The following is a 13,141-nucleotide window of genomic DNA, read 5'->3' as shown; positions in this document are numbered from 1 at the left end:
TCTCCTTCGTGATCTAGACAATCCGAAGGATCTGCGGTGGCTGCCTCCTTTGTCCCGGAAGTCCGGTTCATACACCACTTCCGTGGACGTGACCCAGGGAGGGGATCGGCCGGGGATGCGGGGAGGGGGCCGGCCGCGGATACGGCGAAAGCCTTGACGCAGCTGCCTATCTCGCCGGGTTCGACAAGATCGCGGCAGGTCGGGGTGCCTGGGCAGGGGACGGGTGTCCGCTGGTCAGACCAGGCGTCGCACCACGTAGTTGGAGCTCCAGATCTTCTGCCTGGTCACGGTCTTGCCAGTGCGCGGCGCCGACCACATCGTGCCGTCACCGGCATAGATCCCGGCGTGTATGCCGTGCGAGCCGCGGCGAATGATGATCAGGTCGCCGGGACGGGCGGCTGCTTTGTTGACGGGCTTGCCGTACCGCTGCTGGAGGTCTGCCTTGTGTGGCAGTTTCCGGTCCGCGGTCTTCCGATAGACATACATGGTGAAGCCGGAGCAGTCGAACCGGTTGGGGCCGACGGCGCCGTACCGGTAGGGCGCACCCTTGTGCCGGGCCGCTTCGGTCACCACCAGGTCGCCGGCCGCCTGCTTCTCGGCGCCGATCTCGCCATCGCCGACCTCGTTGGTGTCGATCTCGCCGTTGCTGGACTCGCCGGTGTCGAGGCCATTGCTGGACTCGCCGGTGTCGATGTCGCCGGTGTCGACGTCAGCGGAGGTGGCGCTGCCGGTGGTGTCGGGGAGTGCCGGGGCGGCGACGATCGGCGCCTTACGAGCTGCGGAAACCGGCTGAGGAGTGCCGAGCCCGCCGGTGAGCAGACCGAGACCGACGGACAGGGCGATGCTGCCGGCTCCCAGGGAACGGGTGCGCCGGCTGAAGGTGCTTACGTGCACGGTGAAGGAATCCCTCCGGCACGCCTGCGAGGTTAGCTGTCGGGTTCGGGCGCGAAGGATTGCCCGGCCGCGGTGCGCGGCTTCACCCCGAGGTCCGGCCCGGCCCGCCGTGATGGCGGGCCGGCCGAGGACCGATGTGTGGTTCCCCCGTCCCTGCCCCCGATTGCCTCATGACTCGTCATGCGGGTACGTGCCGCCGGACCGGGGCAGGGCTCGGCGTGGTCCGGGTCGGCACGTCCGGCGAGCAGGTGCCCGCCGCCCCTCCTTGATAGCCGAGCCCGGGAGCACACCCACCCGCTCCGACGGTCACGGTGCGTAGCGACTTCTGGCCCGGGTCGTCCGGTTCGGAGGGCGCTGAGTGCTTTCCCGGCTGCCCGGGCGGCCCCGCGATCACGCGGTGGTGTGGTCGCCCTGTGAAACTGAACACCGGCGGAACCCGAACCATTACGCCGGGCGGCCCGGGCCCGGATCAGCCGTTTCGCGCCACTGAACCGTCCCGGGACCCGGTGTCGCGAGCCGAGCGTCCGGCTCGCCATTGACTGAAAGTTGCCCCGGCGGGCTGGCGGTGGCGGTGATCAGCGCGGTCCGTGCCGGCGCCCGGCCGACGAGCCCGCCGAGGCGGGCGCCGACGATGGTGGCCGGGAATCGGTGTGTCATCGGCCGGCCTGTTTCCGGATCGCCGCGCCGGTGAGGATGAAGCCGGCGAGGAAGGGGTAGATGATGCCGCGTTCGGACAGGCCGATGAGCACACCGGCGCCGGACGCGAGAATCGCCGCGAAAGCCACGAGCGAGACCAGGCCGACGATCCCGAACAGCACCAGGATCCGGCCGAGCCGCGGGGAGAGCCCGAGAAACCGGGAGTTGCGGCCGATCAGGATGGACACGATGTTGCCGACGATGAACGCGAGCGCGGCGCCCAGCCCGTGATAGTCGGTCCCGCCGTCGTCGCCGGACCCGGGGAAGAACGCCACCAGCGCCATGCCGGCCGCCATCACCGCGGCCGTGACGATCAGCGCCGTGCGGCGTACGCCCGGCAGCCCGCGCAGCAGGGTGACGCCGAGCAGCGCCGCCGGGCCGACGAGGAGGATCCCGATGTTCATCACCACGGCGAGCGGTGAGTACATGTACTGGCCGAACGCGGTCAGCGGGCCGTGCACGCCGAGGTTGCTGATGAAGTGGTGGGTGTAGCTGTAGGCCGGATCGGTCCACGCCGCGGCCGCGATGAACTCGGCCACGAAGTAGACGCCACCGGCGGTGATCAGCGCTGCTCCGGCCGCCCGGCGTTGTCGGATGCCGTTCACGAGGTCCTCCTGTATCGAGTCGGTTGGCAAAGACTCGACGGGCCGGCTCCCAGCGCTCTAACACGCCGCTAACACCGGTTTGAGTTCCAGCCGGGAATCGCGCGAAGATCCGGAAATGGATCGGTTGGGCGTCACCCTTCTCGGCGTGTTCCGGGTGTCGCGCGGTGACGTCGAGGTTCCCGTCGCCGGCGCCCGCCTGCAAGGCCTGCTGGCCCGGCTCGCACTGGCCGGCGGCCATCCGGTCGAACCGGGTGTGCTGGCCGAAGCGATCTGGGCGCAGGACCCGCCGGCCGGTCCCACCGCCGCACTGCAGAATCTCGTCTCCCGGCTGCGCCGCGCGCTTGCCCCCAGCGGCCCGGCCGACGACCTGATCGTGCCGGCCGGCGGCGGATACCGGCTGGCCGTGGACCCGGCAGACGTCGACGCCCTGCGATTCGAGCAGCTCGCCGCCACCGGCCGGGAACGGTTGCGCACCGGTGACCCGCAGACCGCCCGGGCCGTGCTCGCCGAGGCCGCCGCACTGTGGGGCGACCGGCCCGGCGCCGAACCGCCGATCATCACGGCGGTCGCCGCGCCGGTGGCGACCTGGCTGGCCGGGCTGTCGGTCGACGCCGTCACCGACCTCGCCGAGGCCGAACTGTCACTGGGCCTGGCCGAGGCGGCCGCCGCCCGCCTGAGCCGGCTGATCACCGAGCAGCCGGGCCACGAGGCCGCAGCCGCACTGCTGATGGACGCGCTCGCCGCGCAGGGCCGGCAACCCGAAGCGCTGGCCGTCTACGAGCGGGTCCGGGCCCGGCTCGCCGACGTTCTCGGCGTCGACCCGGGAACCGCACTGCGGGAACGCCACCTGCGCCTGCTGCGAACCCCCGACACCCCGGCCCGCCCGAGTCCGCCGCCCGGGTTGCCCGCGCCGATGACAAGTTTCATCGGCCGTGACGACCACCTCGCCCGGGTCGCGTCGCTGCTCACCACCGGGCGCCTGGTCACCGTCGTCGGGCCGGGCGGCGCCGGGAAGACCCGGCTCGCGGTGGAGGCCGCCCGCCGCCACCGCGAGCACGTCGACAGCGTCCGGCTCGTCGACCTGGCCGCCGTCACCGAGCCGGCGAAGGTCGCCGCGGCAGTCCTCGCCGGAGCCGGGCTTCGGGCCGGCCGGATGTTCGACGCCCGCAAACCGGCCCCGGACGACGAACTGGACCTGCTCGTCGACGAGTTCGGAGAGTTCGGCGAGTTCGGCGAGTTCGGCGAGTTCGGCGAGTTCGGAGAGTCCGGCGAGCCCGGCGGACGGGACACCCTGCTGCTGCTCGACAACTGCGAACATCTGATCGACGCCGTCGCCCACCTGGCCGCGGCGCTGCTGATCCGATGCCCGGGCCTGCGTGTCCTGGCCACCAGCCGCGAACCTCTCACCGTCGACGGCGAGTCGCTGCTGCCGCTGCCCCCGCTCACCCTGCCCGGCCCGCAGGACACCACGGAACAGGCCCGCGGCGCCGAGGCGGTCCGGCTCTTCCTCGAGCGGGCGCAGGCGGTTCGGCCCGGATTCCAGGCCGATGAAAACACACTTCCCTATGTCGTACGGGTGGTGGTCGCTCTGGACGGCCTGCCGCTCGCGCTGGAACTCGCCGCCGCCCGGCTCCGGAACCTGTCGCTGCCCACCCTGGCCGACGGGCTCTCCGACCGGTTCGGGCTGCTCACCACTGGCAGCCGCACCGCGCCACACCGGCATCGCACGTTGCGCGCGGTCATCGAGTGGAGCTGGGACCTGCTCGACGACCGGGAACGTGCCGTCGCTGAACGGATCGCCGTGCTGCCCGGCGGTGTCTCCCCGGAATCGGCCGCCGCCGTCTGCGCCGGCACCACCGTGCCCGCCGCCGCGATACTGGACCTGCTCGCCGCGCTGGTCGACCGGTCCCTGCTGCAGCTGGTCCCGGAGACCGGCCGCTACCGGATGCTCGAGACGATCCGCGAGTACGGCATCGACCGCCTGCGGACCGCCGGCAAACTCGACCAGGTGCTGGACCTGGCCGCCGCCCACTTCACCGGATTCGTCGCCGGCCACGACCCGCACCTGCGCGGCCCCGGCCAGCTGACGGCCATGACGAGCATCAACGCCGAGTACGACAACACGCTCGCCGCCCTCCGCCACCTGTGCACGACCGGCGACACCACCGGCGCCACCGGATTGGCCCTGGCGCTCAGCTGGTACTGGCAGATGTCCGGCCGCCATGCCGACGCCGTCCACTGGCTGGCCCAGGCGCTGGCGCTGCCGGGCAGCGCGCCGGCGCCGGTCCGCGACTGCGCCCGGGCCCTCTACCTGCTCAACCGGGCCGACGTGCAGTCCGGCATCAGCGCCGGCGAAGCCGAACGGGACCGGGCCCAGATGCGCGAGCTGGCCGGTCGCCTGCTCGCCACCCCGGACCTGCCGGGCCATTACCGGGTGCTCGGCCCGATCCTGCTCTTCCTCCAGGACGAGCGGACCGCCCTCGACAGCTTCCAGCAGCTGGCCGACGGCGACGACACGTGGGCCGCCGCCCTGGCCCACATGTTCCTGGCCGAGATCGCCGAGAACACCAGTGGGCCGGACCTGACGAGCGTCCACGTCGAGGCCGCGCTGTCCCGCTTCGAGGAGTCCGGTGACAGGTGGGCCCGGGCCGCGGTGCTGCCGATCCGGGCCCGGCTACGCCGCTGGTCCGATCTCGACGGCGCGCTGGCCGACCTCCACGAGGCCCACACGTCGACCGCCGGGTTCGGCACGCCCAGCCTCGGCGACCAGCTCCACAGTGATCTGCTCTGGATCGACCTGCACCTGCGGCGCGGCGACACCGGGGCGGCCGCTGCCCGGATCGGCAACGCCCGCGAACGGGCCCGGCGCGCCTCAGCGGCGGAGATGGCGGCGCTGATCGACGCCCGTGACGCGATGCTCCACATGCGGCTCGGCCGGCTGGACGAGGCACGCGACCTGCTCGCCGATGCCGCACCGGTCACGGACCGGGCCCGGGTCCTGGTCGGCACCGCGCGGGTGTCGCTCTGCCTGCTGCTCGGCGAGACCACGGAGGCCGGGCAGGCATTGCGGGAGGCACAGGCGGCGGCATCGGCGACAGGTGAGTCGCCGGTGATGGCCGAGGTGACGGTGAGTGCCGCCGAACTCGCCGAGGCCCGCGGCCGGCATCACGAATCAGCCGGACTGCTCGACGACGCTGACCGGCTGCGGGGCACCACCGACCGTACCGACCCGCGGGTCGTTGAACTCACCCGGAGGCTTGCGGCGTACACCGGCGCCGGGTAGCGGGCAGGTCAGTCGAGACCGGCGCGGCCGGCCGCCCAGTACGCCTTCCCGACCACCTTGGCCGGGGGAGCCGGCCAGTCGCGGATCTCGCGGCGGACCGCGTGGACGGTCGCCGCGTTTCCGGTGACGATCAGGCGGTACGGGGTCGCGACGGTCGCCGCGAGCACGCGCAGGCGCTCCAGCAGCGCGTCGTTGCCGCACACCTCGGCCGGCAGCGACAGCTTCGCCAACGTCTGCGGCAGCTCGGCCGGCCGGGTCGCCTCGAACAGGTGGGTCACCTCGGCGCCGGTCGTCGCGAACGAGCAGGCCAGAGCCACACTCGACTCGTCGCCGACGAACAGGATCCGCTCGCCGGCCGAGGGCGCGTCGATCGACCGGCGCGGGCCCATGAACCTGACGCTGTCGCCGGCCGCGACCTCACCGCACCAGGTGCTCGCCGGGCCGTGGCCGTGCCGGTAGGCCAGCAGCTCGGTCCGCCCGTCGGCGGCATCCCAGTGCAGCGGCGTGTACGTGCGCATCGTCCACCCGTCACCGGGCAGCCGGAGCTGCACCTTCGTCCCGGCGGTCCAGCGCGCCGTCCGCAGCGCCGGCGAGTGCAGGCTCACCCGTACGAAATCGTCACTGATGTGATCGACCGCGGTGACCGAGGCTTCGGTCAGGAGCGCGGCCTCGGCCATGTCTTTGATTCGCGATGCGATCCCCACCCGGGTCAGGTTAGTGGTGTCAGCGAATGGGCCATCCGGCGGACGGCTTCGGTGATCAGCTCGGGGGAGGTGCCCAGGTTGAGGCGGGCGTGACCGGTGCCGCCGGTGCCGAAGACCGGCCCGGAGGCGAGCGCGACCCGTCCGCGTTCGAGGAGGGCCGCGGCCGGGTCGTCGCCGAGCCCGAGGGCACGGCAGTCGAGCCACGCCAGGTAGGTCGCCTCGCCCGGCCGGTAACCGACCTGCGGCAGATGCTCGGCGAGCAGGCCGGTGAGCAGCCGCCGGTTGTCGTCGAGGCCGGCCAGCAGCGCGTCCAGCCAGTCACCGCCCTCGCGTAGCGCGGCGGTGTGCGCGATGACTCCGATGTGGCTCGGGCTCTCCTTCGCCCACCAGGGGATCCGCGCGAGATCATCGACGGCGTCCGGCCCGGCGACGGCGAGGGCGGCCTTCAGGCCGGCCAGATTGAAAGCCTTCGAAGCCGACAGTACGGCGAACGCGTTCCCGGTCCCGGCGACGCTGAGGTACGGGGTGAACGCCGCACCGGGAAGCACGAGCGGCGCGTGGATCTCGTCGGCGACGACCCGGACCCCGTACCGTCCGGCGAGGGCGGCGGCCGCGGCCAGTTCGCCGGCGGTGTGCGCGGCACCGGTCGGGTTCTGCGGGTTGCACAGCAGATAGGCGGGCCGCGGCCCGCGTTTCGCCGCGATCCGGAACGCGGTCTCCAGGTTGGTGAGGTCGATCCGCCCGTCGGCGCCGAGCGGGGCCTCCTCGATGGTCCGGCCGGTGTGCCGGACGAAGTCGTAGAACGGAAAGTAGACCGGGCTGTTGACCACGACGGTGCCGGTCCGGTCGCTGATCACGTCGAGAACGTCCAGGATGCCCTGCATGACGTCGGCGACCATGGTGGTCCGTTCCACGGCGATCCCGTCCCAGCCCCATCGCTCGCGGGCGAAGTCGTCGAACGCCTCGGCGTATCCGGTGCCGGCCGGATAGCCGGTGTCCCCGTTGCGGACCGCGGCGGTGACGGCGTCGACGATCGGCTCGGCGAGCGGCACGTCCATCTCGGCCACGAACATCGGCAGCACGTCGCCCGGATAGACCCGCCACTTCTCGCTGGTGCGGGTCCGGAGCTGTTCGAGGGACAGTCGGCGCAACGGGTTTGTCAAATGTGTCACGGCTCCGAGGATATGGCCCCGCGCCGTTCGTAACTTCCAGATACTACCGGAAGTTACGGTAGACGCGTTGGTGGTTCGGCTTCTACGCTACGGGCGGACCGGCGACAGGAGGCACACGTGACGGACCGGATCGGCGAAACCCTGCTCACCGTGCTCGACGCGGACGGACAGCCCCTGATCGATCAGGACGTCGTCGTCGAGCAGCGCGAACACGCCTTCTCCTTCGGCAACATCGGCTTCGACTTCGTGCCGGTGGCCAACGGGGAGGCACGGCTCGACCAGCTCGCCGACCTGTGGTTCGACGTGTTCAACACCGCCACACTGCCGTTCTACTGGGCCGACTTCGAGCCCGAGCGTGGCCGGCCGCACACCGAGCGGCTGCTGCGGACCGCGCAGTGGTTCGCCGACCGCGGCGCCCGCGTCAAAGGGCACCCGCTCGTCTGGCACACCCTCGCCCCCGACTGGCTCCGGGAGCTGCCGACCGACGAGGTCGAAGGGGTGGTCCGGGCCCGGATCAGGCGGGAGGTGACCGGCTTCGCCCCGCTCGTGCAGACCTGGGACGCCATCAACGAAGTGGTCATCATGCCGGTCTTCGACAACGAGAAACACACCAACGCGATCACCCGGCTGGCCCTCGAACGCGGCCGGATCGCCACCGTCCGCCTCGCGTTCCAGGAGGCCCGGTCCGCCAACCCGGCGGCCACCCTGCTGCTCAACGACTTCGACATGTCCACGGCGTACGAATGCCTGATCGAAGGTGTTCTGGAAGCCGGCATCCGGATCGACGCGCTCGGTCTGCAGAGCCACATGCACCAGGGATATTGGGGCGAGGAACGCACGCTGGCGCTGGTCGACCGGTTCGCCCGCTACGGCCTGCCGATCCACATGACCGAGACCACCCTGCTCTCCGGCGACCTGATGCCACCGGAGATCGACGACCTCAACGACTACCAGCCGCCGTCGTGGCCGTCCACGCCCGAAGGGGAGCAGCGGCAGGCCGACGAGATCGTGCGCCACTACCGTGCGCTGGTCGGCCATCCGTCGGTGCAGGCCATCACCTACTGGGGACTGACCGACGTGGGCGCCTGGCTGGGCGCGCCGGCCGGCCTGGTCCGGCCGGACGGCACCCCGAAACCGGCCTACGACGCCCTCCGCAACCTGATCAAGCGGGAGTGGTGGCTCCCGCCGACCACCATGCGCACCGACCACACCGGCCACCTCCGGGTCCGCGGTTTCCCCGGCGTCTACCAGCTGCACCACACCGGCCGCACGACAACCTTCACCATCCCCGCCGGAACCCGCTGACCTGCCATCGAGTCGTACGGGCATGAGAACCCGTGCCCGGCTCGTCCCCGTTCTGTCGTCCACGTTCGGCGTGCTGCTGATCGCGGCGTGCGGAGCCGAACCCGAACCACCCGCCCTGGCCCCGAAGCCGAGCGTGCCGGCCACCCCCGGCGAAGCCGCCGTCTGGACTCTCCCGGAGGGCACGTCTCTGTCGGCCTCGTCGACCGCGTTCACCGCCCTCGTGTCGCGTCTGGGCTGCAACAGCGGGGTCACCGGCGAGGTGCTGGCCCCCGGGATCCGGGTCGGCGAGACCGAGATCGTCGTGACGTTCACCGTCGCGCCGAAACCGCCGGGTGCGGCCGCCTGCCCCAGCAACGATCAGGTCCGGTTCGAGGTCGGCCTTCCGGAGCCGCTGCGGGGCAGGCAACTGGTGGACGGCCAGTGCCTGGCCGGCGCGGAGGCGGCCGCCACGTCGTTCTGCCACCCCGGCCCGGTGCGATACAAGCCGCAGTGACCCGGGGCGGCCGCCCGCCGGATGCGCATCGGCTACTGGGCCATGCTCGCGGCGCGGGCGTCGTCCAGTGCCTCGGCCGGGACGTGCCGCACCAGGAAACGGCGGGCCATCCGGGTCGACTGATGGATGCCCACGGTGGCGACCACGATCACCCCGGCGATGATCAGCCAGCCGGTGGCACCCCAGTTCATCGCCAGGAACGTGTACACCGCCGGCGCCCACACCTTGCCCAGCGTGGCGCTCATCTCGGACGCACCCTGGTAGGCGCCCCGCCGGCGGGGATCCATCAGTTCCGCCTCGAACGTCCAGTTGGCCGCCGACAGGTAGAGCTCGGCCCCGGTCACCGTCACGTGACCCAGCCAGACCAGCGCGATCGTCACCCAGCCGACAGTGTCGTGGGTGGCCAGCGTGATCAGGCAGGAGATCACGAAGAACGTCGACGACACCCGGACCGCCCGCAGCGCGGTGGTGAGGCCGGTGACTCCACGGGCCGCGGCCATCGGCAGGAACACGCACATCACCGTGTTGGTGCCGAACAGGAACGCCAGCAGCACCCGCGGGGCGTCGGTCTGCTCGACCAGCCACAGCGGGATCACCACGTTGAGCAGCACCTGGTTGGTCCAGAACACCCCGGTGAAGAAGCTCGTCAGAAGCCAGCCCGGGTTACGCAGCGGGCCGGGCCCGGGGATCTTCACCTTGCGCTCGGCGGGCGTGCGATTGTCGTGCGCGGCCCGCGGCAGACGGGTGACCGCGGCCGCGTTGACCAGGAACACCACGGCGGTGAACCAGGGCAGCGCGTGCAGCACGTCGTTGGAATGGAACGCCAGCGCGATCCCGCCGAGCAGCGACCCGAGAGTGAAACCGAGGTTGAGCGCCGAATACATGTAGGCCCGGGACGTCACCCGTTCCTCAGGCGGCAGGACATCGATCGTGTACGCGCCGTGCGCCGCGTTGCCGAGCGCGCCGATCACCTCCATGCCGACGGCCATCAGCAGGTAACCCTGGAAGTCGGTGATGAACGGCCACACCGCGAACATCGCCGCCTGCCCCGCAGCGCTGACCGCCCACATCCGTTTCGGCCCGAACCGGTCGACCAGCTTGCCCATCGGCAGCGCCGCCAGGAACGCGGCGACCCCGGCGACGGTCAGGCCGAGACCGACCTGGGCCGCGGACAGCCCGACGATCTGGGTGAAGAACACCGCCGAACCCGTCATGAAAGCGCCCTCACCCAGGGCGAACAGCACCGACTGGACGGACAGGCGCCCGGCCAGTCGAGACGGCGGGCGGACGTGGCGAAGGACGGCGGCGAGACTCACGGGGCAAGTCTGGAGGGCATCGAAGCCGGTGTCGCCCGAATTACGGTGTGAGGCCGGCCTCGGCGCATGCGCTCTTGAGTTCGGCCACCGCTTCGAGGAGCTTGTCGGAAGCGGTCGCCGCCTCGTCGCCGATGCCCGCCTTCAGCCAGGCCGAGTACCCGGTCCGCACCTTCGCGCCGGCCCGTTCGAGGCTCTCCACGGCGGACGTTCCGGCGTACCCGATGATGCTCTTGATCTGTTCTTCGTCGATCTCGATGGCCTCGCCGGGCCGGGGCGCCGCGGCCGCGAGCCCGCAGGCCTTGGCCGCGTCGGCGGAGACCGGCACGGTGGCCGGGGCGGACGCGGAGGCCGGGGCGGCGAACGGGGAGCGGGCGGGCAACGGGATCGCTGGGGTGGGCGACGCCGTGCAGGCGGAAACGGACATCAGGGCCAGCAATGCCGGAACTATCCTCGAGCGGCGCATGCCGACAGCGTAGTGACCGCTATCGCTTGAAGGTGTGATGCGGTCGGCCGGGCGGTTGTAGCGTGTCCATCATGATGACCCGGTGGACGCTGGGCTGCGACGCCGCCGATCCGCATCGGCTGGCGGAATTCTGGGCTCTCGCGCTCGGCTACATTCCCGAGCCCGGCTACCACGAACCGGACGGCGCCTTGATCGTCCACCCGGACGGCACCGGTCCGGCCATCGGTTTCCTGCGCGTGCCGGAGGCCAAGACCGCCAAGAACCGGATGCACATCGACATCCGGGTGTCCGGCGATCCGGCCGGCCGCGAGCGCGTGATCCGGGAGAAGGCGGCCGGTCTCGTCGAGGCGGGCGCGACCGTCGTCCGCGAGGAGTCGTACGGCGGTCAGTTCAGCCACATCGTCATGTTCGATCCGGAGGGCAACGAGTTCTGCGTCGCCTGACCGGCCGGTCAGCCGGTGGTGTAGGTGGCGCTGTCGAAGTCGGCGTACCCGCCCTCGGCGCCCAGGTCCTGCACCCACAGGCCGACGAAGGCGCCGGTGAAACCCCACGCCTCCGGCTCGCCCGGGACCAGGGTCACCGCGTACTCGTCGGACAGGGTGGTGGCGTCGAACGTGCGGCCCAGTTCGTGCCAGGCGCCGGGGGTGGTCTCGTAGGCGAAGGTCAGCGCCGCCCCGTCCAGCCGGGCCCGCAGACCCACCCGCCGGACGTCCAGCGGCGTCCGCAGGCCGGGCGCGGCGGTGACCCGTCCGCTGTCGCAGCACAGCACGTCGAGCACCGGCCGGCCGTCGTCGTCGGCGGTGACGTGCAGGTAGTACCAGTTACGGGAGTTGTAGTAGGCGGTGATGCCGGCGAGCTGCCGGAAGTTGCGGGGCACGAACTCGACAGTCGCCTCGAACGTGCAGCGGGTGTCGGTGACCCGGCGGGCGACCAGGCTGGGCCGGTGCCGGGCCATCGGTGACTGGCCGCCACGGATCCGCAGGTACGACGGCCGGCTGCCCAGGTCCACCCAGTCCGGGGTGGCGGGCCGGCGCAGCGTCGACCAGTCCGGGCCGAGCCGCGGCGCATCGAAGTGATCGATCTCGGACGTCGTGTCCACCGGCGTCGAGGTGACGCCGGACGGCGCGGGGACCTCCGCCGCCGGCACGCCGTCCTGGACGCGCGGCCAGCCGTTGAACGGCCAGTCGACCCGCTGGAGGGCGGTCTCCCGGCCGAGCACACACCGCCCGGACGGCGCGTACGGGCGGGCCGCCAGATGAGCCAGGTACCACTCGCCGCCCGGGGTCTGCACGAGACTGCCGTGGCCGGCCTTCTGCAGCTCCAGGTCGGGCCGTCCGGAGGAGGTGAGCATCGGCCCGTTCGGGTCCACCGTGTACGGCCCGAGCAGCCGCCGCGACCGGGCGACCGTGACCTGGTGGGTGAGCGTGGTGCCGCCCTCGGCGGTGACCAGGTAGTACCAGCCGTCCTTGCGGTACACGTTGGGCGCCTCGGTGAGCCCGGCGTCGGTGCCCTCGAAGATCACGTGCTCCGGCCCGACGAGGCGGCGCACCCGATGGTCGTACCGCTGAATGGAGATTCCCGCGAAGCGGTTGTGTCCCGGCCGCCAGTCGGCGCGCATCGACAGCATCCAGGTCGTGCCGTCCTCGTCGTGGAACAGCGAGGCGTCGAACCCGCGGCCGTGCAACACCACCGGATCCGACCACGGCCCATCCATGGTCGGCGCGGTGACCAGGTAGTTCTGCGGATCCCAGTAGCCGCCGGCGAACGTGGCCACATCGGTGTAGAGCAGATGGAACAGGCCGTGCGCGTACGTCAGATTGGGCGCCCAGACCCCGCACGAGTCAGCCGTCCCGGTGAGATCGAGCAGCCGTCGCTCGGTCAGCACCCCGCCGAGTGGCCGCCAGCCGACGAGGTCGGTCGAATGGTGCACCCGCACGCCCGGGTACCACTCGAACGTCGACGTGGCGATGTAGTAGTCGGCACCGACCCGCAGGATCGACGGATCCGGGTGGAACCCCGGCAGCACCGGGTTGCGGATCGTGGAGACGGCGGCCTTGGCGATCGTCATCGAGAGCCCTTCAAACGTGGTGGCGGGGGGGGGGGGGGGGCCCCCCCCCCCCCGGGGGCCGGGGGGGGGGGGGGCGGGGTGAGCGGCGGGGGGGCTGTTAAGGTTTGGTTGTTTTGACGAGAGAAGATTTATTTGGGAGAGT

11 protein-coding genes and 1 riboswitch are annotated in these 13,141 nt (G+C 71.6%); of the genes, 4 read left to right on the top strand and 7 right to left on the bottom strand.

Features of this window, described 5'->3' with window-relative positions; translation table 11 throughout:
- Positions 1-234: 234 nt before the first annotated feature.
- A complete protein-coding gene (locus tag AB0E94_RS51650; RefSeq protein WP_360343962.1) occupies positions 235-894 on the bottom strand; it encodes a C40 family peptidase in 660 nt (219 codons plus the stop codon).
- Positions 895-900: 6 nt separating this feature from the next.
- Positions 901-1,030, bottom strand: a riboswitch (cyclic di-AMP (ydaO/yuaA leader).
- A gap of 517 nt (positions 1,031-1,547) precedes the next feature.
- Positions 1,548-2,195, bottom strand: coding sequence for a DUF998 domain-containing protein (locus tag AB0E94_RS51645; RefSeq protein WP_360343959.1), 648 nt, complete (start codon positions 2,193-2,195; stop codon positions 1,548-1,550).
- Positions 2,196-2,310: 115 nt separating this feature from the next.
- Between AB0E94_RS51645 and AB0E94_RS51640 the strand changes: the two genes are divergently transcribed.
- Positions 2,311-5,478, top strand: a complete 3,168-nt coding sequence (locus AB0E94_RS51640; RefSeq protein WP_360343956.1) for a BTAD domain-containing putative transcriptional regulator — start codon at positions 2,311-2,313, stop codon at positions 5,476-5,478.
- 8 nt (positions 5,479-5,486) lie between these two features.
- On the opposite strand, the gene AB0E94_RS51635 is transcribed toward AB0E94_RS51640, so the two are convergent.
- Both AB0E94_RS51635 and AB0E94_RS51630 read right to left on the bottom strand, forming a co-directional pair.
- Complete coding sequence (locus tag AB0E94_RS51635) at positions 5,487-6,182, bottom strand: siderophore-interacting protein (protein ID WP_360343953.1); 696 nt, start codon at positions 6,180-6,182, stop codon at positions 5,487-5,489.
- Positions 6,183-6,187: 5 nt separating this feature from the next.
- A complete protein-coding gene (locus AB0E94_RS51630; protein WP_360343950.1) occupies positions 6,188-7,354 on the bottom strand; it encodes an aminotransferase class I/II-fold pyridoxal phosphate-dependent enzyme in 1,167 nt (388 codons plus the stop codon).
- A gap of 117 nt (positions 7,355-7,471) precedes the next feature.
- Here AB0E94_RS51630 and AB0E94_RS51625 point away from each other — a divergent pair, with 117 nt between their 5' ends.
- On the top strand, positions 7,472-8,659 hold the full coding sequence (locus AB0E94_RS51625; protein ID WP_360343947.1) for an endo-1,4-beta-xylanase: 1,188 nt from the start codon (positions 7,472-7,474) through the stop codon (positions 8,657-8,659).
- 22 nt (positions 8,660-8,681) lie between these two features.
- The gene (locus AB0E94_RS51620) at positions 8,682-9,152 is read left to right on the top strand and encodes a hypothetical protein (RefSeq protein ID WP_360343944.1); all 471 of its coding nucleotides are present in this window, start codon (positions 8,682-8,684) and stop codon (positions 9,150-9,152) included.
- Positions 9,153-9,184: 32 nt separating this feature from the next.
- On the opposite strand, the gene AB0E94_RS51615 is transcribed toward AB0E94_RS51620, so the two are convergent.
- Together AB0E94_RS51615 and AB0E94_RS51610 are read right to left on the bottom strand one after the other, a co-directional pair.
- The gene (locus tag AB0E94_RS51615; RefSeq protein ID WP_360343941.1) at positions 9,185-10,468 is read right to left on the bottom strand and encodes an MFS transporter; all 1,284 of its coding nucleotides are present in this window, start codon (positions 10,466-10,468) and stop codon (positions 9,185-9,187) included.
- A gap of 40 nt (positions 10,469-10,508) precedes the next feature.
- The gene (locus AB0E94_RS51610) at positions 10,509-10,931 is read right to left on the bottom strand and encodes a hypothetical protein (RefSeq protein ID WP_360343938.1); all 423 of its coding nucleotides are present in this window, start codon (positions 10,929-10,931) and stop codon (positions 10,509-10,511) included.
- Positions 10,932-11,002: 71 nt separating this feature from the next.
- Between AB0E94_RS51610 and AB0E94_RS51605 the strand changes: the two genes are divergently transcribed.
- Entirely contained in the window at positions 11,003-11,374 is a 372-nt protein-coding gene (locus AB0E94_RS51605; protein WP_360343935.1) for a VOC family protein, read from the top strand.
- A gap of 8 nt (positions 11,375-11,382) precedes the next feature.
- On the opposite strand, the gene AB0E94_RS51600 is transcribed toward AB0E94_RS51605, so the two are convergent.
- Positions 11,383-12,999, bottom strand: coding sequence for a glycoside hydrolase family 43 protein (locus AB0E94_RS51600; protein ID WP_360343932.1), 1,617 nt, complete (start codon positions 12,997-12,999; stop codon positions 11,383-11,385).
- Between the last annotated feature and the right edge of the window lie 142 nt (positions 13,000-13,141).

This window comes from Actinoplanes sp. NPDC026670 (assembly GCF_040638175.1).
Taxonomy (GTDB): domain Bacteria; phylum Actinomycetota; class Actinomycetes; order Mycobacteriales; family Micromonosporaceae; genus Actinoplanes.
Note: the sequence above shows the minus strand (reverse complement) of the source record. Positions and strands in the feature narration are given on the sequence as shown.